The following is a 24,978-nucleotide window of genomic DNA, read 5'->3' as shown; positions in this document are numbered from 1 at the left end:
ACAGGAGGTAAAGCCGATGCAGGGGCCCGTGTGACCGCCGAACAGCCGGTGCTGCCCGCCGCCTATCCCGAGCCGCTGTGGACGCAGGCCGCGACGCTGCTGCGCACCCGCATCTCGGACGGCGAGCTGCGCCCGGGCACACGGCTGCCGCCGGAGCGGGACCTGTGCCAGCAGCTGGAGATCTCCCGGGTGACGCTGCGCAAGGCGCTGTCCGCGCTGGTCGACGAGGGCGTGCTGCGCTCGGCCCACGGCCGCGGCTGGTACGTCACCGCGCCGGAACGCGGCGACTGGCCCAACACGCTGGAGTCGTTCTCCGAGACGGCCCGGCGGATGGGGCTGGCCTCCACCTCCATGGTGCTGCGGGCCGAGGCCGCGCCGGCCAGCTTCGACGAGGCGGAGACGTTCCAGATCGCGCCGGGCACGCCGTTGTTCCGGCTGGACCGGGTGCGGCTGCTCGACGGCGTGCCGATCGCGGTGGACGAGTCGCTGCTGCCCGCGGACGTGGCCGAGGGCTTCGAGAGCGTCGACTTCACCACCGCGTCGCTTTACGAGATCGTCACCGGCCGCGGTTTCCAGCTGGCGCAGGCGGACACCACCATCGAGGCGCGGCCGGCGACCGCAGCGGTCGCCGGGCACCTGGCCATCCCGGAGGCGACGCCGATTCTCCAGATGCGGCAGGTGGTGCGGGACCGCGTCCAGCGCCCGCTGCTGTCCTCGACCATCCGGTACGCGGGCGATCGCTACCGACTGCGCACGTCCTTCACCAGAAATGCGGGAACGGAGCAGACATGATCGACGGCTTCATCGCCTACACGCGGGCCCGCGCCACCCAGGCGGCGGACCTCGCGGCGGCGGTCGACCGTCTGGCCGGCTCGGTGACCGAGCTGGCCGCTGGGGGTCGTTTTTCCGGTCCTGGACCGGTTTTCGTCGGCATCGGCGCGAGCCTGGCCGCCGCGTGCGCGCCGGTGTGGGCGCTGCGCTCGCGCGGCATCCACTCGTGGCGGCTGGGGGCGGGCGACCATCCGCTGCCGTTCCCGCCGAGCAGCCACCCGATCTTCGCGGTGTCGCAGAGCGGCCGCAGCGCCGAGACGCTGGCCGTGCTGGAGACCATTCCCGAGCCGCGGCGGTTCGCCGTGGTCAACGTCGTGCCGTCGCCGATCGCCGACCTCGCGTCCGGCCTGGTCGACCTCGGCAACATCGCCGACAGCTACGCGTCCACCATCGGCTTCACCGCGACCATCGCCGCCCTCGGCCTGATCGCGGACGCCTGGCACGGCGGCCGGATCGACGACGGCTGGTCGCGCGTCGGCGATGTCGTCGATCTCGTCGACCGGGACCTGGGGCCGCGGATCCGTGCACTGGCCCCGCTCTTCGCCGCCGCGACGTCCGCCGACTTCGTCGGCGCCGGGCCGTCCGTCGGCTCCGCCGAGGCCGGCGCGCTGCTGTTCCGCGAGGTGGCCCGCATACCCGCCACCGGTATGAGCACGCGGCAGTTCCTGCACGGCGCCATGGAGTCCGCCGGCGGTGGCGTGCACGTGCTGTTCGGCTCCGACCGGGAGCTCGTCATCGCCGAAACCCTTGCCGGGGCAGGGCATCCGGCCATCCTGATCACCAGCGACGACGTGGACGCCGGGCCGCTCGTGCACCCCGTGCGCATCCCGGACCTGCCGCCCGCGCAGGCCGCCATCGCGCAGATCGTCGCCGTGCAGATCCTGGTCGAGGCAGTCGCGGCCGTGCGGGACGTGGCGATCGAGGAATTCGTGTTCCACAACAACGACATCAAGGTGCCGGGGCTATGAGAGTTGTGGTCGGGGTCGACGTCGGAGGCACGAAGGTCGCGGTGCGGATCGCGACGCTGGACGGCGAGGTGGTCAGCGACCACCAGTGGCCGGCGGACGGCTGGTCGGCGACGCCGGCGGCGAAGGCCGCGCGGTGGCTGCGGTCGCTGTTGTCGCTGGCGGTGCCGGCCGACCACGAGATCGTCGCGGTGGGCGTGGGCGCGCAGGGGTGCGACACACAGGAGCACTGCGAGGCGTTGGCGGCGGCGGTCGCGGCACTGGGGGTGCACGCGACCGTCGTCAACGATGCTGCCCTGCTGGTGCCGGCCGCCGGTCTCGACGCGGGCATCGGCGTCATCGCCGGCACCGGCTCGATCGCCGTCGGCACGGACGCCGCCGGAGAGGTGCTGTTCGCCGGCGGGTGGGGCTGGGTGCTCGGCGACGAAGCGAGTGCGCCCGCCATCCTGCGTGAGGCCACCAAGGCCGCCCTCGCTGCGTACGACGACCGCCGTCCGGACGACGGCCTGATGCGGGCGTTGCTCCAGCACTACGCCGTTCCCGACCCGCCCGCCCTGGCCCGCGCTGTCAACGACACCCCCACGCCCGAGAATTGGGGCCCCGCCGCCGTCGCGGTGTTCGAGGCCGCCGACGCCGGCTCCACCCTCGCAGCCCGCGTCATCGACGAGGCCGCCCGCGGCCTCAAGTTGCTGGTGAGCCAGCTCATCGCCCGCGGCGCCATCGGCGACACCGTGGTTGCGGCCGGCAGCGTGATCGTCCACCAGCCCCGCCTGGCCGACCGTTTCCGCTCCAAGCTCGCGGACTTCTATCCGTCGCTCAAGCTGCGCCTGCTGGAGGTGCCGCCAGTGGCCGGCGGCGTGATCCTGGCGCTACGGCGCTTATCTCCTCAACGCTGACTCCGCCGCCGGCGCTGGACCCGGTCAACGCATCAGCGAGGCCGCCAGCAGGAACCAGGCCGAGTGCGGGATCCACTGCTCGGCCCACCGCCACGCGTTGCCCGCGGCGACCGGACCTGCCGGCATGAAGTCGATGTCGTGCTCGTCCTCGAAGCCGGCGGTGATGCCGTTGAGGATGCCGCCGGGCACGTTCTTGAAGATCGCGTGGTATTCGGGGGTGTTGCGGCCGCGACCTTGCAGCAGGCAGCTGTCGAACGGGTTGAGGCCGAGCACCCAGTGCACCTGGTCGTCGGCCAGCACCTGGAGCCGTTGCCGGAGCTCGTCGTCGCACTCGGGCTGGCCGGCGGTGACCAGCGCGGCGTAGGCGGCGGAGCAGATGCCGGCGTTCTCGCCCTGCCACCAGTAGCCGGTCTCGTTGCCGTGCGGGAAGAAGAAGGTGGTACGAGGCTCCTCGCCCTTGGGCTGCGCGTACTGCCGGTTGAGGCCGAAAGGATTGGCCACTTCCTCGTTGAGGTGCACGGCGTCGCGGGCGAGCGCGAGTGCGGTGACGCGCGCCTGGGGACTCACCGGCGAGCCGGGGCAGACCTCGGCGAACCGCAGCAGGGCGATGATCGGCAGGCCGGGCTCGGCGGCGTGGAAGAACGGCCGGCCCTCGACGTCGCCGATGAGGTAGCCGAAGCCCGGACCGCCGGTGTAGCGGGCGATCAGCGACAGGGCGCGGGATTCCGCCTGCGCGACAACGCCTTCGCCGGCGTTGACCAGCTCGGTCGCGGCGAGCAGCGCGCAGTAGTCGTCGATGACGCTCTCGGTGCCGTCGAAGCTGTAGTCGGTGTTGTGGTGCTCCAGGTGATCGAAGCCGCGGCGGGCGGCGCGCAGGTACTCGGCCTGGGCGAAGTCGCCGCTGACCTCGGCCAGCGAGGCGCGGGCCAGTGCGGCGACGGCGAGGCCGCCGCCGTGGCGGTAGGCGGCCTGCCAGCGCTGGGTGCGCACACTGTCCTGCAACGGCGCGTTGATCACGCGTTCGTTCAGGTCCTTGGTCAGCGCGTCGAAGATGCCGGTGTAGAAGTAGCCCTCGGGCGACTGGAATCGCACCAGGAAGTCGGCGCCGTGCAGACCTTCGTCACGCAGCTTCGCGCCGAGCGCGCCGTCCAGGGTCGGGTCGGCGCGGAGGTTGTCGCGGGCGGCGAAGAAAGCCCACGCGCACAACGGGATCTGCTGCGGGCTCATCATCCGTGTGTACGTGAGATGGCTGAGGAACTTGCTGAAGTCGCCGGACGCGTCCAGCCAGCCGCCGCGGGCGTCGACCGTGCGGCCCGAGTCGTCGTTGTAGAACCTGGCGGCGCGGTCCTTGCGGTCGATCTCGCCGGTGGAGCGCACGGCCCGGAAGTAGTTGACGCAGTCGGAGATCCCGGTGGCGGGAATCCGCTTGTCCGCGATGGGGAACGGCTCCGAGCGCTGGGTGCCCTCCGCCGTCTCGATCTCCACCTGGTACGTGCCCGGCTCGCGGACATCGCTGAAGTCGAGACGGCGGAAGGCGCCGAGCGACCAGCGATCCACGGTCACCTCGGGGCCCGGCGTCAGCTCGACCCGGGCGCCGTCCTCCCCCACCAGCGCCGCGGCGCGGACTTCGGTGGGGTTCCGGTGCAGCAGCACGGCCTTCTTGCTGCCGGCGGTGTCGTAGCCGAGGTGACTGGTCAGGATCGTGGTCGGCACCGGTCCGACGCTAGCCCACGGTCCGCCATGGTTCAACTGGTATGGCTCTGGACTGCCCTTTGTATTGTCGGTAGCTTCGGTGTTCGTGAAGCTGCGCGCCGTCCCGTCCACGCTCGTCCTCGTCGACGGCACCGACCTGCACCACGATCTGATCGGCGCCGCCCTGGCGTTGCAGGAGATCGTCACCGAGGGCGGGCTGCCGGCCGCACGGGGCGTGGGCGTGAACCGGTTCGCCGATCCCATGCCCGCCACCGCCGAGGCCGACGTCTACGTGCTGTACCTGTCCGGACCGCGGTTCGACCCCGAGGAGCAGAAAGCGCTCTCCGACCTGGTCGCCGCCGGCAAGGGCGTGGTCGCCGTGCACGCGAGCAACCTGTTCGGCTTCGGCCCCGGCGGCGTCGAGGCGGACCGCGCCGGCATCGACCTGATCGGTTCGCGGTATCTCTCGCACGGCAACGCCGGCTCCGAGGGGCGGTTCGACGTGCGGGTGCGCCCCGGGCACGCCGTCACCCGCCACCTCGGCGACTTCGCCATCGACGACGAGTACTACCTCATCGACTGCGCGCCGGATGTCGAGGTTCTGGCCGAGCGGGACACTCCGGAGGGGCCACAGCCCATCGCATACGTCCGGCAGCACGGGCAGGGCCGGGTCTTCTACACCGCCCTCGGCCACGACCCCCGAGCCTGGGGCAACCCCTGGTTCCGGCAACTGGCGCGGCAGGCCGTCCTCTGGGCCGCCGGCGTCCCCGACGAGGACATCCAGTCCTGGTCCACCCGCTGGCCCCTCGGCAACGGCCGCACCATCCCCGGCTGAACCCCCGCGAGTCGCGCTCACAGACACACCGAAATGCGGTTTCGCGCAGCTCCGAGACCCTGGGCCCGTTTCTGTGTGAAACCGCATTTCGGTGTGACGTTAGGCGGGACTCGCGGGAGTCGGCACCGGGCCGGTGGAGGCGCGAACGATGAGCTCGGTGGCCAGCTCGACGTGCAGGGCCTCCAACTGGTGGCGCTCGAGCAGGCGCATCAGCAGCGTGACGGCCATCCGCCCCATCTCCCCGAGCGGCTGCCGCACGGTGGTGAGCATCGGCTTGGTCGCGCGGGCCAGGTCGATGTCGTCGAAGCCGGCGACGGACAGGTCCTCCGGCACCCGCAGCCCACGACGGGCCGCCGCAGCCATGGCACCCACGGCCATCTTGTCGTTGAAGCCGATCAGCGCGGTCGGACGATCCGGCAGGTCGAGCAGCTCGGAGGCGGCACGGAAGCCCTCGTCGGCGGTCGGCTCACCGCTGCGGATCAACGACGGCGGCGTCAGCACGCCGACCTCCGTCAGGGCGGCGGCGTGCCCGGCTCGACGGGCGTCGGCGGCGAGCCAGTTGTCCGGGCCGGCGATCACGCCGATGCGGCGGTGGCCGAGTTCGACCAGGTGCTGGGTCAGGCGGCGGGCGCCGGTGAAGTGCGCGGCCGACACGGCGGCGATGTCCCTCGGCAGCGTCGTACGGGGGTCGATCACGACGAACGGGAAGCCGGTGCCGCGCAGGGCCACCAGCTGCTCGCCCGGTTCCGGCGGCAGCAGCATGATCGCGCCGGCGACGCCGCCGAGCAGCGGCAGGCCCGACAGCACCGGCTTGTTCTGGGCGGCCTCGCCGGCGTTGAGCACGAGCCGGCGGCCGTGCAGGTCCAGGGTCTCCGCCACGGAGGAGACGATCAGACCGAAGTAGTCCGAGAGCACGTACGGGCAGTGCACGTAGACCGCGCCCTCGGCGACGCGGTTGCGACGGGCGCGCGGCACCGGGGCGAGGCCGCCGAGCCGCTCGATCGCCGCCAGCACCAGATCACGGGTGCCCGGCGCCACGTCCTCGCTGTCGTTGAGGACGCGCGACACGGTCGCGATGGACACCCCGGCGCTGGCCGCGATGTCCCGCACGGTGGCCCGACCGTCCGACCGCCTAGCCATTTGTTACAGGCCTTTGTTTCACGCAAGGAGTGTAACCGGGAATACGCTTTCCGGAACCAAATCCGATCACATATGTGCACCACGACCGGCCCCGCGGTCCCGAATGGGTCCACTTCACACCGCCCAACAGCGATGACGGTTTCGCCGCGACGCTCGAGCCCGGTCACCCGGCACGCCGTTGACACTGCCGAGCGTCGGCTGCTTTGCTGTCCGCGCCGGCAATTGTTCCAGTTCTGTTTCAATTGTTTCAGAATCTGAGGAGGGGCCGATGACGTCCCGTGCCAACCTCGCCGCGGCCGTCGCCGCGACGCTCGTGCTCGGCACGACCGCGGGTTCCGTCGCCGCACAGGCCACGCCGTGGACCTCGGTGTCGGTGTGGGAGACCACCGCCGACCAGAGCAGACTGCTGACCCAGTTACCCGGCGCCAGGTTCGGCCGCGAGACCGCAGGCGGACCGACCATCACCATCGACCAGACCAAGAAGTACCAGTCCATCACCGGGTTCGGCGCGTCGTTCACCGACTCGTCGGCCTGGCTGGTGGCGAACTCGCCGCAGCGCGACGCGATCATGACCAAGCTGTTCGACCCGCGGCGCGGCATCGGGTTGAACTTCCTGCGCCAGCCGATCGGCGCCTCGGACTTCTCCCGCTCGCTGTTCAGCTACGACGACGGCGCCGCCGATCCGTCGCTCTCGCGGTTCTCCGTCGCGCACGACCGGGACTACATCCTGCCGGTGCTGCGCGAGGCGCTGCGGCTGAACCCGGCGACCACCGTGATGGCCACGCCGTGGAGCATGCCCGGCTGGATGAAGACCAGCGGCTCGATGATCGGCGGGTCGGTCAGGACCGACGACCAGACACTTCGGACGTACGCGAACTATCTGGTGAAGTTCGTTCAGGCGTACCGAAAGGCCGGCGTGCCGGTGTCGTTGCTGTCCGCGCAGAACGAGCCCGAGTACTCCCCCGCCGACTACCCCGGCGCCACCATGAGCGCCGCCGACGAGGCCCGGTTCATCGGCGACTACCTCGGCCCCGCACTGCGCGCCGCCGGCCTGCGCACCGGGATCCTGGCCTACGACCACAACTGGGACGACACCAAGTACCCGTCCGCGGTGCTCGGCGACCCCCAGGCCGCCAAGTACACGTCCGGCGTCGCCTGGCACTGCTACGGCGGCAACCCCGACGCGCAGTCCACCGTGCACGACGCCTTCCCGGCCAAGGACGCGTACTTCACCGAGTGCTCCGGGTCACAGTCGTCCAATCCCGCCACCACGTTCGCCGACTCGCTGGACTGGCAGACCGAGCACCTGATCATCGGCGGCACCCGGAACTGGGCCAAGTCGGTCGTCACGTGGAACGTCGCGCTGGACCCGAAGGGCGGGCCCACCATGCACTGCACCACGTGCACCGGGGCCGTCACCGTCGACGACGCCGCGAACACCGTGTCCTACAACGCCGAGTACTACGTGCTCGGGCAGGCCAGCAAGTTCGTCAAGCCCGGGGCCGTGCGGATCGACTCGAACACGTTCGGCCCGGGCGACGTCGAGGACGTCGCTTTCCGCAATCCGGACGGCTCCACCGCGCTGATCGTGTTGAACGCCGACGCCTCGAACGCACGTACTTTCACCGTGTCGGAGCACGGCCGATCGTTCAGCTACACCCTGCCCGCGAAGGCGGTCGCCACCTTTACCTGGCGGTGACATTGTGACGGGCCGGGCGGGCGGAGCAACCCGCCCGGCCCCGGGCGCGTCCGATCCCATGAAAGGACTGTGCGATCCGGCCCGCGGCGCGGCATGATCGAACAGTGGCGGTGGCATCGGAAGGGCGTGTTGTGATGAAGAAGTGGCCGGCGATCGTGATGGCCGCCAGCGGCCTGCTGGTCGCGGCGTGCTCACCCGGCGGGGGCGGCGTGGGCAGCGCGCTGACCACGACCACCACGCCGCCGCCTCCGCCGGCCAAGGCCGCCATCGCGCCGGCCGCCGGCGGGCAGAACGTCGCGACGGACAGCCCCATCACGGTCACCGCGAGCGGCGGCACCATCACCGACGTCGAGATCACCGGCGGGGGCAAGGTCTCTGGCAGTCTCAGTCCCGACAAGAAGACCTGGACCAGCACCGGCACCCTGAACGTGTCGGCCACCTACACCGTCAACGCGACCGTGGTGAACTCGGCCGGCAAGAGCTCCACCGCCACCAGCTCGTTCACCACGCTCACGCCGACCAGCGTCGAGCACACCCACATCTTCGAGGCCGAGAACACCGCCTACGGCGTCGGCATGCCGATCATGCTCACCTTCGACAAGCCCGTGGCCAACAAGGCGGCCGTCGAGCAGGCGCTGTCGCTGACCACCTCGCAGCCCGTCGTCGGGGCGTGGGCCTGGGCCGACGACACGCACGTCGACTTCCGGCCCCGGGACTACTGGCCCGCGAACACCACCGTCAGCTTCGCCGGTCACCTCAACGGCGTGCAGGTGTCGCCCGGCGTGTACGGGGCCGCCGACCTCACCCAGACGTTCAGCATCGGCGACTCGATCGTCGTCGTCGCCGGCGCGGCCAGCCACCACATGCAGGTGTACAAGAACGGGGCGCTCCAGTACGACTGGCCCATCAGCACCGGCAAGCCGGGCCACGACACCCCCAACGGCACCTACCTCACCATCGAAAAAGGCAACCCCGTCGAGATGAAGCCCGCCGACATCGCTCCCGGCGGTCCCGGCTACTACGACCTGAAGGTGCCGTGGTCCGTGCGGTTCACCTGGAGCGGCGACTACCTGCACGACGCGTACTGGTCCGTCGGCGATCAGGGCAACTCCGACGTCAGCCACGGTTGCGTCAACATGCCGCCCGAGGCCGCGCAGGCGTACTACGAGGAGGAGCTGCCCGGCGATCCGGTGACCATCAACGGCAGCCCGCTCGCCGGCACCCGTGGCGACGGCTGGACCGACTGGTTCGACTCGTGGCAGGACCTGCTCGGCAAGAGCGCCACCCACATGGCCCTGCAGGCCGGGCCCAGCGGCAGCACCTTCGTCGCCCCGGCGTCGGTCGCCGCCTCCGCCGCCACCGCCCCCACCTGGATGCCCGCCGCGAACAACGCCGCCGCGGCGTAAAAGTCAGGCGGGTTTCACCCTCCGCGAGGGCCAACTCCGCAGGATCCTCGCCGCCTCGAATTCCCCGAGGTCGGCGAGGATCCGTCACACTTCTCCGGAGCCTCGACGCGGTCACCTTCTGGTCGCCGATCGCGGCGAATGCAGTAAGCACGCCCACAGCCCCGGTCGTCGTAGCCGAGGCCGTTGTCCCGCGCCAGGCGGCGGTGGGTACACCGAGGCCGTGACCACGGTAAATCGGAAATCGTGGGGATTACCTAGTCAGACGGAAATGCCTAGGTGATACCGATTCAATTACCTAGTGGAACGCCCTGTCCCTAGGAAATTCAGCTCACTCCTAGGGATTTCCGGCCATACCTGGAAACCGGTGACAGGATTAGCGTTGCCGGCCGGGGAAAGCGATGGCCGGAGGCCGATGATGGCGAGGATCAGCAGAAGGCAATTGCTCGTCGCGGGAGCGGCGGTGGGGGCTGTGGGGTTCCCGGCGGCGCGGGTGCTGGCGGCGGGAAGCGGAACGGCGGCGCCGGAAGCGGTGACGCAGGCACAGACGCCGTTGCCCAGCGCGAGGATCCCGAAGTACGTGACGGCGCTGCGAACCTTCCCGAGCCGCGTGTCGGGGGCGAGCTTCACGACGCGGCTGGTGGAGGCGCCGCAGCTGGTGCTGCCGAGCGGGATGTACCCGCCGGACCACACGGACGGCACCTGGGTGTGGGCGTACCAGGTGGACGGTCGGCCGCCGAGCTGGCCGGGGGTGTCGGTGGAGGCGACGAGGGGCACGCCGACGACGGTGACGTACGTGAACGCGCTGCCGAGGAGCTCGAGGGTGCAGCCGCTGCTGACGGTGGACCAGACGATCCACTGGGCGGACCCGCTGAACGCGAGCAAGCCGTCGCAGCCCTACACGGGACCGGTGCCGACGGTGGTGCACCTGCACGGAGCGGAGGTCCAGTCGGCGGCCGACGGGTTGCCGGAGGCGTGGTTCACGGCGGACGGCCGGCACGGCCCGGCCTACACGACGGGTTCGGCGACAGCGCAGAACGCGACGGTGTACTGCTACCCGAACACTCAGCCGGCGACGACGCTCTGGTACCACGACCACGCGCTGGGCATCACGAGGATCAACGTCCTGAGCGGCATGGCGGCGTTCTACCTGGTCCGCGACAAGTTCGACACGGGCCGGCCGGACAACCCGCTGCGACTGCCGGCGGGCGCATTCGAGATCGAGCTGATGCTCCAGGACCGGCTGTTCGACACGAACGGCCAGCTGCGCTTCCCGGACGGCAGCAACCCGGACGCGGACCTGAACGGCCCGCCGTCGAACCCGAGCTCGCACCCGTTCTGGATCCCGGAGTTCTTCGGCGACGCGATGGTGGTCAACGGCCGCACCTGGCCGACGCTGGCGGTGGAGCCGAGGCGCTACCGGTTCAGGATCGTCAACGCCTGCAACGCGCGCTTCCTGCGGATGAACCTGACGGACCCGGCGAACGCGTCCTCGACGACGCCGCCGTCGGCGGTGGCGTGCTGGCAGATCGGCACCGACGGCGGCCTGCTGGACCGGCCGGTGAGGCTGAACGACCCGGCGGACCCGAACGCGCCGAAGCTGTTCCTGGCGCCGTCGGAGCGGGCGGACGTGATCATCGACTTCAGCGGCCTGCGCGGCCGGTCGCTGATCCTGACCAACGACGGCCTGTTCCCGTACCCGAGCGGCGGCCCGCCGGACCCGAACCTCGACGGCCAGCTGATGCGTTTCGACGTGACACAACGGCTTTCGAGCACGGACACCACCTACAATCCCGCGACCGGCGCCGCGCTGCGCGGCGGTCAGAACCAGCCGGCAGCGATCGTGCGGCTGGCGAATCCGACGACGGGTGCGGTGGCCGCGGGCGTGCGGCCGACGGTGAAGCGGCAGCTGGTCGTCTTCGAGCAGGAGACTGTGGACTGCGCGGTGTCGGACACCAATGACGGCCCGCTGGAGGCGTTCCTCAACAACAGCAAGTGGAACGGCCTGCGGGACGGCACCACGACGCCGATCGCGGGCGGGAAGGCCAACACCGGCCTGTACATCACGGAGCTGCCTCGGGTCGGCGCCACGGAACTGTGGGAACTGCTGGACATCACGGACGACGCGCACCCGATCCACATCCACCTCATCCAGTTCCAGGTCCTCAACCGCCAGAACGTGGACGTGGACGGCTATCGAGCGGCGTGGGCGGCGGCGTTCCCGGGCGGGACCTTCGCGGGCCAGCAGTGCGACGGAACCTTCGGCCACACAACGTATCCGGCGGGTCAGATCATCCCGGGCTACGGCCCGCCGCGGGACTACCTGACGCCGAACGCGGACGGCGCGCTGGGTGGGAATCCGGGGATCGGCCCGTTCCTGACGGGACCGGTGCTGCCGCCGGACCCGGCCGAGGCGGGCTGGAAGGACACGTTCAAGATCAACCCGGGCATGGTGAACCGGGTGCTGATCCGCTGGGCGCCGACGGAAACGGCGATCGCCGACGCGCAGCCGGGCCTGAACCGGTTCGCGTTCGACCCGACCGCCGGGCCGGGGTACGTCTGGCACTGCCACATCCTCGACCACGAGGACAACGAGATGATGCGTCCGTACATCCCGGTCAAGTAGCCATGCGCCGCACGATCACGGTCCTGGCCGCCACGGCCCTGGCGCTGCTGGCCAGCGCCGGGGCCGCCTCGGCCCACGTCGCCGCCCAGCCCTCGACGGCGACCAAGGGCACGACGGCCGAGGTCGCCTTCCGGGTGCCGAACGAGGAGAAGTCGGCCGCCACGACGGAAGTGCAGCTGAGCCTCCCGGCCGACCACCCGATCGCGTCGGTGCGACCGAAAGCGATGCCCGGCTGGACCGCCGACATGACGACCACCCGCCTGGCGACGCCGCTGAGCTCGGACGACGGGCCGGTCACGGACGCGGTCTCGGTGATCACCTGGCACGGAGGGAGCATCGCGCCGGGCAGCTACGACGACTTCGTCGTGCTGCTCGACCCGGTGCCGGCCGACGCGGACTCGTTGGTGTTCAAGGCGGTCCAGACCTACGACAACGGCGACGTGGTGCGCTGGATCGACACCGCGCCCGGGTCCGACCACCCGGCCCCGACTGTGTCGCTGGCGGAGCCGGCGCGGCAGGCGCCGGATCTGTTCGGCGTCACCGGCACGGCGATCGGGGTGATCGCCGGGGCCATCGCGACCCTGGCCTGGCGGCGGAATCGCCTAGCCCGATGAGGTCCGTGCTGTTGGTGCTGGCCGGCGTCCTCGCGGCATTGCTCGCGGGCGCCGGCCAGGCCGCCGCGCACGCGTCGCTGCTGGGCACGCAGCCGGCGCCGTCGTCGACGCTGGCCACGCCGCCGACGAGTGTCACGCTGAACTTCGGCGAGCCGGTTCAGGTGACGCCACAGGGCATCCACGTGCTCGGTCCCGACGGGTCCACAGTGGACGACCAGAAGGCCGGGCAGGTGGGCGGCCGCTCCGACACGGTCGGCGTGGCGATCAAGGCGCAGGGGCAGGGCACGTACACGGTGTCCTGGCACGTGGTCTCGGCGGATTCGCACCCGGTGTCGGGCGCGTTCACCTTCTCCGTCGGCCACGCGACGGTTGCCGCCGCCACGGCAACCGTCGGCAGCCCAGCGGTGGCCGTGCTGTACTGGATCTTCCGCGTGCTCGGCTACGTCGCGTTCGCCGGCCTGGCGGGCTCGCTCGGCTTCCTCTTCCTCTGCTGGCCCAACGGTTCCATCAGGAAGAGGCTGATCTGGGGCAGCTGGGCGACACTGGCGGTCGCCACGGCCGCGGACGCGGTGCTGCAAGGCCCGTACGGCGCCGGAGTCGGCCTGGACCACGCGTTCGACGGCGGCCTGCTCGCGGTGACCATGGGCATCCCGATCGGCACCGGCCTCGCCGTCCGAATGTCGTTGCTGGCGCTCACCGCGCCGGTGATCGCCGACGCCTATCCGTTCGGGCGGCGCACGATCGCGGCGGTGCTGCTGAACGGCCTGGCGGCGACCTGGTCGATCTCCGGCCACGACGCCGGCGCCGCCAGGCTGCCCGCCGATATCCTGCACCTCGACGCGATGGCGCTGTGGGTGGGCGGCCTCGCCGTGATCCTGCTGGCCAAGCCGCCGGCGGAGGCGATCGCCCGGTTCAGCCGGCTCGCACTGGCAACCGTCGGCGTCCTCATCGCGACCGGGATTTATCAGAGCTGGCAACAACTTGGCGCCCTCGACACCGATTACGCGAGGCTGCTGGCGGTCAAGGTCGGTGTGGTGCTGGCGATCCTGGGCGCGGCCTGGTTCTCCCGCCGGTGGCTGAAAACCGAAAGGGTCCGGCGCTCGGTGCTCGTCGAGAGCCTCGGTGCGCTGACAGTACTCGCGCTGACGGCGGCACTCGTCACCACCAACCCGACTGCACCGTCCACAACGGACCAAGGACCGCTGGCGTTCGACACAGGTGGCCCGGGCGGCAAGGGAAAGCTCCAGATCGGCGTCCTACCGAGCACCGTCGGCCCGAACATCATCTCCGTCACGGTCACCAACGGCGCCGGCACGCGCATCGACGTCGCCGAGCTGAACGCCCAGCTGTCGTTGCCGGACAAGGGAATCGCCCCGATGACGGTGCCGATCCGGCACACCGGCATGGGCATGGGCGGCTACCGCGCGGGCAGCACGGAGCTGCCGTTCGCCGGCCGGTGGCGGCTGGCGATCACGGTGCGCACCTCCGACTTCGACGAGACGACGGTGGTGCGGCAGATCGAGGTGACCTGAACTCAGAACACGATGAGCCCGCGGCCGCCGTCGAGGGAACCGGCGACCAGGCGGGCGTAGGCGTCCTCGATGTCGTCGAACGGGAAGCGCCGCACGTCGTTGCGCAGCGAACCGGCGAGCGCGATGACGTCGTGCAGGTCGGCGACGGACGAGCCCTGGAAGGTGAAGACCTCGCCGTCCTTGGGAAGCGCGCCGAACCACGGGCCGGCCAGCTTGCCGCCGGCGGCCCCGATCAGCCCGTACGACCCGCCGGCCCGCAGCGCGCGAAGGCCGGCGGCGATGGTGTCATCGGTGCCGACGAAGTCGAGGACGGCGTCCGCGCCGAGCCGGCCCAACGACTCGGCGGTGTCGTGGGCACCGAGCTCAGCAGCCACCTTGAGCCGCAAGGGATTGGTGTCGACGGCAACCACCCGGCAGCCCGTCAACAGGCCGAGGAACTGCACGGCGAAGGAGCCGAGACCACCGACGCCGATCACGGCGACGGTACCGCCGGGATAGACCCGAGGCAGCACCCGCCGGACGGCGTGGTACGCGGTGGCCCCGGCGTCCGTCAACGGCCCGGCGGTCACCGGATCCAGCGAGTCCAACCGGATCAGGGAACGCTCTCCCGAGACCACCACGTACGGCGCGAGCCCGCCGTCACGGCCATAGCCCCGACCGGCCAAAGCGTTGGGGCAGGAGGAATCCAGGCCATGGAGGCAGTGCCAACACCGCCCACACGAATTCTGCGTCACCACCGCCACGGCATCGCCCTCGGCGAAGCCGGGAACGCGCGACTCGGCGACCCAGCCGGCGATCTCGTGCCCCAGCGTGAACGGCAGCTGCCAGCCGAGCCGCTCCCCCACCGCGGCGGGCATGTGCGGCAGGGTGACGTCCGTGTGGCACAGCCCGCAGCCGGCCACCCGGACCAGCACCTGCCCCGGACCGGCCGACGGCCTCGGCACCTCCGCCACCTGCGGCGGCCGTCCCCACTCGGTGATCCGAAATGCGCGCATGACGATCACCGTAGCGGCGGGCGCCTACTTGGTCACCTGGTCGCCGAACGCCGCCAGGAACTTGTCCCGGAACGAGCTCATCGGCCACACCGGGGCGTGCGGGCTGGGCCGCAGGCCGTCGGTCCAGCCCCAGCCGGCGACCCGGTCCAGCACCGACTTGTCCTTGGCCACGATGGTGATCGGCACGTCGTGGTCGGCGTCGACGCCGCTGGCCACGGTCTGCGCCTGGTGGTCGCCGAGGAACACCATCACGGTGTTGTCGTCGCCGTAGTTCTGGAGGTACGAGATCAGCGTGCTCAGCGAGTACTGGATGGACTCGCTGTACGCGTGCTGCACCTTGGCCGGGTCCGGCCAGACGTCCTTGACCTGCGTGCCGTTCGCCGCCTGCGGCGCGAACACCGTGCCGTCGCCGATGGTGTTCCAGTCCACCACCTGCGGCCACGGCGCCCACGGCACGTGGCTGGAGACCAGGTCGATCTCGCCGAAGGCCGGCCCGGGCCTGGACAGCTCGTGCTGGCGGATGAAGTTCATCGTGTACTGGTCGGGCACGGGGGCGTAGGAGAAGTTGGGGCCCTTGTAGCCGACGTTGCGGGAGTCGTAGACGCTGTTGTAGCCGTAGAACTGGGTCTCCGGCACCCAGTCGCGGGTGTTGGCCGGGTCGTCGGCGAAGGTGCGCCAGCCGGCGTCCTTGAACGCCCGCGCCAGCGTGAAGCGGTTGCCGTTGACCAGGTTCGTGTACCGGAACTGGCTGTTGACGTCCACACCGGACTCCAGCGTGGAGTGGGCCAGCCAGCTGCCGCCGCCGAACGTGGGCGAGGTCAGGAAGCCGGACTTCGCGGCGAAACCGGCCTGGTTCAGCTTCTGCGTGCCGTCGTCGAGGACGCCGTCGACGGCGGGCGAGAAGCTGGAGTTCATCACCGCGGAGCGGCCGTAGCTCTCCACGAACACCAGCAGCACGTTCTTGCCGCGCAGGCCGCTGAGCAGCTTGTCGTGCGCGGTGTCGACGTAGGCGTCGGTGTCGATCTCGTGCGCGAATTCCTGCCGGTCCTTGAGGTCCGCGCTGACCTGCCGCACGTCGCTGGCGGCGAGCGCGGCGGCGTTGCTGGCGGCCAGTGGCTGGCCGGCCGCGAGTTGCGCGCCGGTCGGGGCGAGCACCATCCAGATCACCGCGAGCAGCGCGACGCCGCGGAAGGCGCCGGTGCGGTGCCGTGCGGCCAGGCCGCTCAGCCGTGCCGCCGCGAGCGCCATCAGCACGATCAGGGCCGTCGCGACGACGATCGCCACGCCCACCGCGACCCAGCCGAGGAAGTCGCCGACCTCGCCCTGGAGGAACTCCAGGCCCGGGCTGAGGAAGCTCCAGTCGTTGATCGGGTCGAACGGGCGGTTCAGCGAGGCGTAGAAGCCCATGTTCGCGAGCTTGAGAATGGTCAGCACGCCCAGCGCGCCGCCGCCGATCAGCGCCACGGGCTTGCGCCAGCCGTTCGGCAGCAGCAGCACCACGAGCACGCCGACCAGGCCCTCCACCGGGATGCGCACGAAGGCCAGCGGCGTCAGCTGGGTCAGGTCGTCCGGCGCGACCAGCGCGAACAGGACCAGCAGGAATGCCAGCAGGGAGGCCACGACGGCCAGGACTCGGCGGGTGCCCGACGGCGCGGTCCGGGTTTCCGTATCCGGTTCCGGGGTCCGGCGCAGGCGCGTGAGGATCGACAAGCCGAGCGTCCTTCCTTGCGGTGGTGCTGCCACTTCACCACACGGCTCGCGTTCACCTTCGGTTCAAACGTCGGTTGTTTATGCCCGCATGACCGAAATGCCGGTGCCGGATCCGTCCGGCCGCCGGCGCGTTCGTCCCTGTCGCGGGCCCTGACCTGCCGGTTAGCGTCATGCCATGCGAGTGCTCGTCCTGGTGCTTCGATACGTCAACCTGCTGGACCTCGGCGGTCCCGTGCAGGTGTTCGACGCCGCCGCGCACCTCGGCGCGGACTACCGCATCCGGTACGTCGCCGACGCGCCAGAGCGGTCGTCGGCGCAGGGGCTGCTGCTGGCGGGCTCGAGCCGCTGCCCGTGACCGGCCCCGACGACCTGATCCTGGTGCCGGGACCTCGGTTGACAGGGCCGCCGCAGGTGTCGGCGGCGGTGATCGACTGGCTCCGGCGGGCGCTCGCGGCCGGCACACGGATCGCCGCCGTGTGTAGCGGCGCGGCTGCGCTTGGTGAGGCCGGGCTGCTGGACGGCCGCCGCTGCACGACGCACTGGGAGCTGCTGGAGCCGATGCGGGCCCGGTATCCGGCGGCGCGGGTGCAGGACGCGGTGCTGTACGTCCACGACGGGCCGATCAGCACCAGCGCCGGCATCTCGGCCGGCATCGACCTCGCGTTGTCGCTGGTGGAACGCGACCAGGGGCCGGAGCTGACCGCCGCGGTCGCCCGGCAGCTGGTGGTGTACCTGCGGCGCAGCGGCACGTCCGAGCAGGTCAGCGCGTTCCTGGCGCACCGCGATCACCTGAACTCGGCGGTACATCGCGTCCAGGATCACGTCGCCCAGCACCTCGCCGATCCGTTGACGCTGACCGACCTCGCCGGGGTCGCGCACCTGTCGCCGCGCGGCCTGAGCCGAGCCTTCGTGACGACCATCGGCATCACGCCGTTGAAGTACCGGCAGCAGTTGCGGGTGGAATTGGCCCGGACGTTGTTGTCCGGCACGGATCTCACGGTCGAGGCGATCGCCGCCCGCTGCGGGTTCCACGATGCCCGCCACCTGCGCCGGCTGTTCGCCACCACGCACGGCGCTCCGCCCTCCGCCCACCGCTGACCGGGAGTTCCCCCATGCTCTTGCGCAGAGCTCTCTTCGTCGTGCTCGGAATCGGCCTGCTCGTCGGGCTCGGCTTCGCCGGCGTGGCCGTGTCGATGGGCCGCAGCTTCTCCTCCTCGAGCGCCCCCATTCCGCCACTTAGGACGATCCCCAGTGGACGGTTGACCGTGGCGGTCGCGCTGGGATCGCAGGGATCCGTCACGAGCGATGCCTTGGCACCGTTCGACGTCTTCGCCTCCTCTCCCAGGTTCTTCGCCTACACGGTATCCTCGCGCCGTGATCCGGTGGCACTGTCCGGCGGCCTGCACGCGATCCCGGACCACACCTTCGACGAGGCGTTGACACCGGATGTCGTTGTGGTGCCGGCGGTTGTGGACACCGACGAGCAGCCGCTGCGGGACTGGATCAAGCGGCAGGCGGCCCGCGGGGCGCACATCCTCGGCGTGTGCGCGGGCGCCGAACTGCTGGCCAAGACCGGCCTGCTCGACGGCCTGTCGGCGACGACTTTCTGGTCGGACATCGGCGGATTCGCCGACGCCTATCCGGCCGTGCACTGGGTGAGCGGCCAGCGGTACGTGGCCCGGGGCCTGATCACGACGACCGCCGGCGTGACGTCCGGTATCGCCGGCGCGCTGCATGTGCTGGCGCAGCTCGCCGGCGACGAGGAGGCTTCCCGGGTCGGCGCGATGATCAACTACCCGGGCTGGTCGCTGCACGGTTCGACGGCGATCCCGGTGCGACAGATGTCGTTCGACGATCTGCCCTACGCCTGGAACGTCGCTTTCCCCTGGTTCCAACCGACCTGGGGCATCCGACTCGCCGACCGGGCGGACGAGATCGACGTCGCCGCCGCGTTCGAGACCTACGGCGGGGCGTCCTTCGCCGCCCGCCTGATCCCACTCGGCCCGCATCCCACCGTGACAACGAGACACGGCCTGGTTCTCGTCATCGCCAACTCCACTGTGGACAGAACGCTGGACCTGCCGCACGGCTACGACGGGGCGTTGTCGCAGCTCGCGGCGTTGCAGGGCACGACCATCGCGCGAGTCGCAGCCAAGTTCATGGAGTACCCGATGTGCTAGCAGTTGGAGGTGACGCAGGGGCGGCGGCTCAGCGCGTCGAACAGGACGCTGCGGAAGTCGGCCCCGTTCAGCGCCTGGTACGCCTTGCCGCCGGTGGCGCCGGCCAGCTGCTGGAGCACGCCGATGTCGGCGTCCGGGCCGAGTCCGATGCCGATGATCTGGACCGGCTTGGTCGCGTCCACCTCGGCGTGCAGCCGGGCCAGCATGGTGTCCAGGTCGGTGCCGCCGTTGATCTCGTTGCGGCCGTCGGTGATCAGCACCAGCGAGTTGACCTTGGACGCGTCGAAGCCGTCGCGCAGCGCCTGGTACGCCTGCAACACCGTGTCGTACAAGGCGGTGCTGCCGCCGACCAGGCTCGGCAGCGAGGCCGCCGCCTGCTGCAACGCCTGCCGCTGCGACGCCCCGGCGCTCTTGCCGCCCAGCGGCCCCAGTGGCACGAGCTCGTGCCACTGGTCGGAGAACGTCCACAGGCCGACAGACGTGCTGTCGGGCATCAGCGCCATGCCGGCCAGCGCGCCGTCCCGGGCCACCTCGACGCGTTTCTGGCCGTCCGGCATCGGGTCGTTCATCGAGCCGGACGTGTCGATCACGGCCAGCGTCCGGCCGTCCAGGTGGATCACGTCCCACGCGCGCAGCACCGTCGCCACCTGCGCCGTCGTGGGCGAGGGCAGCCGGTTCGGCGTGTCGATCCGGACACCTTGCTGCATCGGCCACGCCGCGCGGCCGCCCGGCTCGCGGAAACCGGCGTCGCTCAGCCACTTCGCCGTCTCGTCCGACCGCAGCCGGCGCTCGAACTCGTCCGCCGCGGCGGCCGTGCCGGACACCTCCGTGCCGGAGGTCACCCGCACCACCGGGTAGTCGAAGAGCACGGAACCCTCGCTCGGGTACAGCGCCGTGGCCGGCACCGCCGAGCTGCTGTTGTGCGCGATCACCGACTGCTCGGTGGCGGTGAACAGCGGCGCGGTCGCCGGGTTCTTCGCCATCAGCTGGTAGCAGGCGTCGATGCTCTGCTGCGTCGAGTCGCGCAGGCGGAGCAGGGCCGCGATCAGCTGCGGCGGCGGGGCGCCGTCCTGCGCCGGCGCCATGCCCTCGGCGAGGCCGAGCGTGGCGATGCCCTCGGTGTTGGTCAACGGATCCGCGATGTCCACGGGCACGCCCGGATCGACCAGCCGCTGCCAGCTGACGCTCGACTGCGGCCAGTCCAGCTTCGCCACCTCGTCGCGACCGCCGACCACCACCAGCGGCGAGGACGCCAGCGAGCCGTGCACGGCGACCTTCGGCGTCACGCCCGGCACCCCGGAGTCCTTCTGGCCGGCCGTCGACGCCCACAGCGAGGAGTCCGGGATCCACAGCGCCGGCGGGTCGATCGGCTTGGTCGGCAGCTCCGCCACCACGTCCGCGGCCTGCTCCGAGACGACCGTGACCTTGATGCACACGCCGTTCACCGAGGCGCGGTCCCGCTCGAAGGCGTCCGCCGTCTGCTGCACGATCTGGTCGATCGCCGGCGTCACCGTGACGCGCAGCGGCAGCTCTCCCCCACAGGTGTGCGCGGCGTTGGTCAGAGTGCCGGCGACGACCGCGCCGACCGCGAGGAGCGCGACGACAACCGGCAGCAGGAAGTGAAGCAGCCTGCGCCGTGGTGCCCGTGCGTGCCGATGCGGGCGCATGGCTGCGAACCACCTCCGGAGGACGTCCCCAGGATTCTTCGACGGTTCGGGGCCGATCGACACCGCCGGACGGCGTGTCTCACGACTGCCGAGTGGCCGCGCGCAGCGCCTCCAGCACTCGGGTGACCGGCTCCGTGCGGTGTTTCGGCAGGTGGGCGACGGTAAGGCGGCGCAGTTCCGCCGGGCCGCCACGGACCGTCAGAAGGCGGACACCGACCGGCACCGCCTCGGCCATCGACGCCGGCACCGTCGTGAAGCCGAAGCCCGCCGCCACCAACTGCAACTTCGCCAGCCAGTCCCGGGTCAGGTGGGCGATCTCCGGCCGTTCCGGCAGGCCCGGCCAGACGCCCAGCAGCGGCTCGTCGCCCGAGCTGCGGCTGGCGATCCAGCGCCGGCCGGCGAGCTCCTTGATGTCGACGGAGTCGTTGTCGGCCAACGGATCGGTGACGGGAACCGCCACCCGGAGCGGCCGCTCGATCAGGGTTTCCACCACCAGCGCGGGCTTCTCCGTGTCGGGCGCGCGGAACGGCGGCACCGCCGCGAGCAGCGCCAGGTCGATCGTGCCGGCCCGCAGCGATCGGGTCAGCGCCGGCGTCGAACCCTCGCGGGTGGTGACGGTGATGCCCGGATAGGTGCGGCGCAGGATCGTCAGCGCCCGGGGAACCGTGACGGCACCTGCGCTGGGGATCACCCCCAGCCGCACGTGGCCCGTTTCCGTTGGCAGGCCGCGGAGTTCGCGTTCCACCGCGTCCATCTCGTCGAGGACTCGTGCCGCGTGCCTGAGGATCACCCTGCCCTGCGCCGTCGGCGCCGCGCCTTCGCGCTTGCGCTCGAACACCGCCGCGCCCGCGGCCTTCTCCACCGCCGCGATCTGCCGGGACACCGCCGATTGCGTGTAGCCCAACGACTCCGCCGCGGCACTGAACGTGCCGCACTCGGCCACCGCCCGTACGACCCGCAGGCCCGTCAGCGTGAACTCCATGACGTTTACGCATACCATGGTTGCCATACTTTCGTTGGACTCATGGCCCGGCGGTTCCTAGCGTTGGTGTCATGACTGCTGGACGCATCGCGCTGGTGACCGGGGCCAATCAGGGCATCGGTCGCGCTCTCGTGTCGGAAATCGCTCTCCGCTGGACCGCTGGCGATCTTGTGCTGCTCACCGGCCGGGACCCCGATCGGGTGTCGGCGGCCGTGTCGTCGATCAGCGGCGTGGCCCGGGTCGAGGGTCGGGTCCTCGACGTCAGCGACGCCGCCGCCATCGCCTCGCTCGCGGAGTCCCTGGGCGCGGTCGACGTCATGATCTCCAACGCCACCATGCGACTCACCCCCGACCGCTCCCAGGCGGACCAGGCCGACGAGTTCCTCGCCGTCGCCAACGGCGCCACCCACGCCGTGCTGCGGTCCTTCGCCCCGATCATGCGCCCCGGCGGCCGGCTGATCATCGTCGCCAGCTCCCTCGGCGCGCTGGGGAACCTGGGTTCCCAGCTGCACCACCTGTTCGAGGACGCCTCCCTGGCCGAGGTCGAGACCGTCGTCGCGGAGTGGCTCGCCGCCATCCACGCCGGCATGGACCAGTCCCTCGGCTGGCCCGCGTGGCTCAACGTCCCGTCCAAGGTCGCCCAGGTCGCGGCGGTGCGGGCCGTCGCGCGGGAGCGTCGTGCCGAGGACCTGGCCGCGGACCGCCTGATCGCGGCAGTCTGCCCGGGGTTGGTGGACACCGCCACGTCGCGCCCCTGGTTCACCGACTTCAGCCGGGCCAAGTCGCCGGAGCAGGCGGCCCGGGACCTGCTCGACTTCATCCTGGCGTCGCCGATGAAGCCGGAGATGTACGGGGAACTGGTCCGTGACGGGGAGGTTCTGGACTGGCACGGCCACACCCCGATCCCCAGGACCGAAGCGGCGGCCAGCTAGTCCAGCAGCGCGAGCGCGGGGTCGACGTCCAGACCGATGATCGCGCGAAGTTGCCGGAGATCGGCGGCCAGCAGCTTGGGGGGAAAGCCTGCGGTCAGGGCCAACCGGATCTCGGCGATGGCGTCGTCCTCGCGACCGAGCACCAGCAGGCACAGCCCGCGATCCGAGCGGCCCGAGACATCGGCCAGAACGGACTCGACCATCGCCACGTGGTCTTGCCCGCGCCTGAAGCTGATCAACGCCAGCAGGTAGCGTGCGTGGCCAGGGCGATACCCGAGCTCGGCAGCCCGCTCGAGATCGGCGGCGGCACGATCCAGCTCGCCCATGGACGCGAGGATGCTGCCCCGGCACAGCAGGCCGTACGCGTAGTCGGGCTCCAGTTCGATGGCGAGGTCGGCATCGGCCAGGGCTTCGGGGAGCCGCTCCATCTGGCGCAGCGTCTCAGCGCGGGTACCCAGGGCCCAGGTGTATTTGGGCCGTAGTTCGATCGCTTTGACGAGATCGGCGAGGGACCTGTCGAGGTCGCCGAGTGCATGATGGGCGGCTCCGCGGCAGCCGAGCGCCCAATCGTTGTTCGGTTCTTCGGTAAGGACGCGGTCGAGGTCAGGGATGGCGTCGGCGGGGTGGCCCATTCTCCGGAGCGTCTCGCCGCGCTCGGCGACGTAGCGAAGTTCGTCGGGAGCCAATGAAACCGCTGCCTCGAAGTCGGCGAGGGCGGCGTCGAAGACGCGTGCCGCGCGGAGCAGGACGCCCCGTTCGGCATGGGCGAGCGCGCGGGTCGCAGCGGGCAGGGATCGGTCGTCGACGAGCAGGCCGATCATGACTGTGTAGTCGGCGTCGACCAGTTCGCTGCCGCGTTGCACGACCTCAGCGGTGTCGGTCTCGCGACCGGCCTGGACGATCATCCGGGCCCACGACGGCGCCAGGGATCGCCGTACCGAGAAGGCCAGGACCAAGCCCTGCAACGCTTCCGGCAGCGCGGCGGCCCGATCGGCGCAGAGGCGGTGGTATGCCCGCTCCAAGGTGGCCGCGCCGTGGTGTTCGGCCAGGGCGTGGTGGCGTGCGCGCCACTCGGCGGGTGATCGGCGTTGCAGGGCACGGAGCATCTGGGAGCGCACGACGTCGTGGTACTGGAAGCCGTCGGACTGTTCGGTCACGAACGGCTGCTGGAGCAACCAGGGCAGATGTTCGTCGGAGCCGGCGGCGACCGCGAACACCTCGGCGGAGAACCTGCGCGGCAGCGCGCCCAGCAGCGCGGCATTTCGGCGTCGGGGATCGGGCTCCCACTTGAGGAACCGTTCCACGGCACTGCCACTGGGATCGCCGACCTCGTCGACGCTGGTCGGCTGGGCTTCCGCCAGCATCGCGACCAGCACCGGCAGCCGGCCGGACAGGCCGAGAACGACCTCCGCGACCCGGGGATCCGTGACGCCGCGGGCGGCGAGGAAGCTGCCCGCCTCCTGCTCGGTGAAGACGTCCAGCGGGAGGTCCGCGCGGATGCTGAGGTAGTCGCCCCACAGGTTCAGGTCCAGGGGGCGCTGGCCGGCCAGCACGAACACGACGTCGGGCCGCAGGGCGCCGTACTCGCCGGCCAGGAGGTCGCGGAGCCACTGGTCCAGGAAGGGCGAGGTGCGTTCGTACGTGTCGAAGAACAGGACCGGCGGCTGCTTGAGGGCGTTGAGGTCGCTGACCAGCGCCGGCGTGAGGACGCGGGCCGGGGACAGCATCAGCTCGACGTCGTCTCGGCTGCGGAGCTTGCGAGACAGGAAGACCCGCAGCTTGTCGACGTCCTCGGCCGTGGACTTGGCGTCGATGGCCTTGGTGAACGCGCCGACCACGGGGACCTCGCCGGCGGCGGCCAGGCCGGCGCGGACGGTGGAGCGGGTGAGCAGCGACGACAGGCCCTCGGGCGCGGTCGGATCCGAGTCGAGGTCCTGGCGGTGCTGGCGGTAGGCGGCGAGCCGCTTGCCGAACTCCTTGCACGGGCCCAGATCCGCGGCGAGCGCGGCCAGGGCGCCGGGCACGTCGTAGGCGGACTCGTCGACCTGGCCGGTGGCGAAGCCATGATCCGCGGCGATCCGCCGGAACTGCCGTACCAGGAAGGACTTCCCGATGCCGGCGGCGCCGTGCACGCTGAACAGGAACCGGCGGCGGGGATCCGTCACCGGCAGCCGCAGGTTCTCCGAGAACTGCGCCAGCTGCCGCTCCCGGCCGACGAAGACGCCGGCCTGGCGGCTGCGGATCAGGTCCTGCAAGGACAACGGGCGCTCGGACGACAC

The 24,978-nt window shown here is 71.0% G+C and carries 20 protein-coding genes; 13 read left to right on the top strand and 7 right to left on the bottom strand.

Annotation, left to right across the window (positions count from 1 at the left end; all coding sequences use genetic code 11):
* Positions 1-30: 30 nt before the first annotated feature.
* The 3 genes from BCF44_RS45445 to BCF44_RS45435 are packed head-to-tail and all read left to right on the top strand — an operon-like array spanning position 31 to position 2,692.
* Positions 31-792, top strand: a complete 762-nt coding sequence (locus tag BCF44_RS45445) for a GntR family transcriptional regulator (RefSeq protein WP_211353537.1) — start codon at positions 31-33, stop codon at positions 790-792.
* Positions 789-1,799 carry an SIS domain-containing protein gene (locus tag BCF44_RS45440; protein WP_211353536.1) on the top strand — a complete coding sequence of 337 codons (1,011 nt, stop codon included), beginning with the start codon at positions 789-791 and terminating at the stop codon, positions 1,797-1,799. The genes BCF44_RS45445 and BCF44_RS45440 overlap by 4 nt, the downstream gene beginning before the upstream one ends.
* Positions 1,796-2,692 carry a BadF/BadG/BcrA/BcrD ATPase family protein gene (locus BCF44_RS45435; protein ID WP_116180743.1) on the top strand — a complete coding sequence of 299 codons (897 nt, stop codon included), beginning with the start codon at positions 1,796-1,798 and terminating at the stop codon, positions 2,690-2,692. Before BCF44_RS45440 ends, BCF44_RS45435 begins: the two co-directional genes overlap by 4 nt.
* 24 nt (positions 2,693-2,716) lie before the next feature.
* Here BCF44_RS45435 and BCF44_RS45430 read toward each other — a convergent pair whose 3' ends face one another.
* Entirely contained in the window at positions 2,717-4,405 is a 1,689-nt protein-coding gene (locus BCF44_RS45430; RefSeq protein ID WP_211353535.1) for a glycoside hydrolase family 9 protein, read from the bottom strand.
* An 85-nt stretch (positions 4,406-4,490) separates the two neighbouring features.
* Here BCF44_RS45430 and BCF44_RS45425 point away from each other — a divergent pair, with 85 nt between their 5' ends.
* Entirely contained in the window at positions 4,491-5,219 is a 729-nt protein-coding gene (locus BCF44_RS45425; protein WP_211353534.1) for a ThuA domain-containing protein, read from the top strand.
* Positions 5,220-5,318: 99 nt separating this feature from the next.
* Here BCF44_RS45425 and BCF44_RS45420 read toward each other — a convergent pair whose 3' ends face one another.
* On the bottom strand, positions 5,319-6,359 hold the full coding sequence (locus BCF44_RS45420) for a LacI family DNA-binding transcriptional regulator (RefSeq protein ID WP_116180741.1): 1,041 nt from the start codon (positions 6,357-6,359) through the stop codon (positions 5,319-5,321).
* Positions 6,360-6,627: 268 nt separating this feature from the next.
* Between BCF44_RS45420 and BCF44_RS45415 the strand changes: the two genes are divergently transcribed.
* The 5 genes from BCF44_RS45415 to BCF44_RS45395 all read left to right on the top strand — a co-directional run bounded on the left by BCF44_RS45415 (position 6,628) and on the right by BCF44_RS45395 (position 14,233).
* Positions 6,628-8,058: a glycoside hydrolase family 30 protein gene (locus BCF44_RS45415; RefSeq protein WP_116180740.1), complete on the top strand. Its 1,431-nt coding sequence runs from the start codon at positions 6,628-6,630 to the stop codon at positions 8,056-8,058.
* A gap of 134 nt (positions 8,059-8,192) precedes the next feature.
* Positions 8,193-9,464 (top strand): L,D-transpeptidase, encoded by a 1,272-nt coding sequence (locus tag BCF44_RS45410; protein WP_116180739.1) that lies wholly within the window; start codon positions 8,193-8,195, stop codon positions 9,462-9,464.
* A gap of 460 nt (positions 9,465-9,924) precedes the next feature.
* Positions 9,925-12,087 (top strand): multicopper oxidase family protein, encoded by a 2,163-nt coding sequence (locus tag BCF44_RS57050; protein ID WP_211353533.1) that lies wholly within the window; start codon positions 9,925-9,927, stop codon positions 12,085-12,087.
* Positions 12,088-12,089: 2 nt separating this feature from the next.
* The gene (locus BCF44_RS45400) at positions 12,090-12,701 is read left to right on the top strand and encodes a YcnI family protein (protein WP_116180738.1); all 612 of its coding nucleotides are present in this window, start codon (positions 12,090-12,092) and stop codon (positions 12,699-12,701) included.
* Positions 12,698-14,233: a copper resistance CopC/CopD family protein gene (locus BCF44_RS45395; RefSeq protein ID WP_116180737.1), complete on the top strand. Its 1,536-nt coding sequence runs from the start codon at positions 12,698-12,700 to the stop codon at positions 14,231-14,233. The genes BCF44_RS45400 and BCF44_RS45395 overlap by 4 nt, the downstream gene beginning before the upstream one ends.
* 2 nt (positions 14,234-14,235) lie before the next feature.
* On the opposite strand, the gene BCF44_RS45390 is transcribed toward BCF44_RS45395, so the two are convergent.
* Complete coding sequence (locus BCF44_RS45390) at positions 14,236-15,228, bottom strand: alcohol dehydrogenase catalytic domain-containing protein (protein WP_116180797.1); 993 nt, start codon at positions 15,226-15,228, stop codon at positions 14,236-14,238.
* Positions 15,229-15,252: 24 nt separating this feature from the next.
* The gene (locus BCF44_RS45385) at positions 15,253-16,938 is read right to left on the bottom strand and encodes a sulfatase-like hydrolase/transferase (RefSeq protein WP_246016193.1); all 1,686 of its coding nucleotides are present in this window, start codon (positions 16,936-16,938) and stop codon (positions 15,253-15,255) included.
* 175 nt (positions 16,939-17,113) lie between these two features.
* Between BCF44_RS45385 and BCF44_RS57045 the strand changes: the two genes are divergently transcribed.
* From BCF44_RS57045 to BCF44_RS45375, 3 genes are read left to right on the top strand one after another with little or no spacing between them, the layout of a single operon-like run.
* Positions 17,114-17,293, top strand: coding sequence for a type 1 glutamine amidotransferase family protein (locus BCF44_RS57045; RefSeq protein ID WP_211353532.1), 180 nt, complete (start codon positions 17,114-17,116; stop codon positions 17,291-17,293).
* Positions 17,290-18,036 (top strand): GlxA family transcriptional regulator, encoded by a 747-nt coding sequence (locus BCF44_RS45380; RefSeq protein ID WP_211353531.1) that lies wholly within the window; start codon positions 17,290-17,292, stop codon positions 18,034-18,036. Before BCF44_RS57045 ends, BCF44_RS45380 begins: the two co-directional genes overlap by 4 nt.
* Before the next feature lie 14 nt (positions 18,037-18,050).
* Complete coding sequence (locus tag BCF44_RS45375; protein WP_116180736.1) at positions 18,051-19,118, top strand: DJ-1/PfpI family protein; 1,068 nt, start codon at positions 18,051-18,053, stop codon at positions 19,116-19,118.
* Here the strand turns inward: BCF44_RS45375 and BCF44_RS45370 are convergent.
* On the bottom strand, positions 19,115-20,785 hold the full coding sequence (locus BCF44_RS45370; protein WP_116180735.1) for a substrate-binding domain-containing protein: 1,671 nt from the start codon (positions 20,783-20,785) through the stop codon (positions 19,115-19,117). The two genes, BCF44_RS45375 and BCF44_RS45370, sit on opposite strands and share 4 nt — an antisense overlap.
* 79 nt (positions 20,786-20,864) lie before the next feature.
* Positions 20,865-21,767, bottom strand: coding sequence for a LysR family transcriptional regulator (locus BCF44_RS45365; protein ID WP_116180734.1), 903 nt, complete (start codon positions 21,765-21,767; stop codon positions 20,865-20,867).
* A 71-nt stretch (positions 21,768-21,838) separates the two neighbouring features.
* Between BCF44_RS45365 and BCF44_RS45360 the strand changes: the two genes are divergently transcribed.
* Positions 21,839-22,699, top strand: a complete 861-nt coding sequence (locus tag BCF44_RS45360) for an SDR family NAD(P)-dependent oxidoreductase (protein WP_116180733.1) — start codon at positions 21,839-21,841, stop codon at positions 22,697-22,699.
* Here the strand turns inward: BCF44_RS45360 and BCF44_RS45355 are convergent.
* On the bottom strand, positions 22,696-24,978 hold the full coding sequence (locus tag BCF44_RS45355; protein WP_116180732.1) for a tetratricopeptide repeat protein: 2,283 nt from the start codon (positions 24,976-24,978) through the stop codon (positions 22,696-22,698). The two genes, BCF44_RS45360 and BCF44_RS45355, sit on opposite strands and share 4 nt — an antisense overlap.

The organism is Kutzneria buriramensis, assembly GCF_003387475.1.
In the GTDB taxonomy this organism is placed as follows: Bacteria; Actinomycetota; Actinomycetes; order Mycobacteriales; family Pseudonocardiaceae; genus Kutzneria; species Kutzneria buriramensis.
Note: the sequence above shows the minus strand (reverse complement) of the source record. Positions and strands in the feature narration are given on the sequence as shown.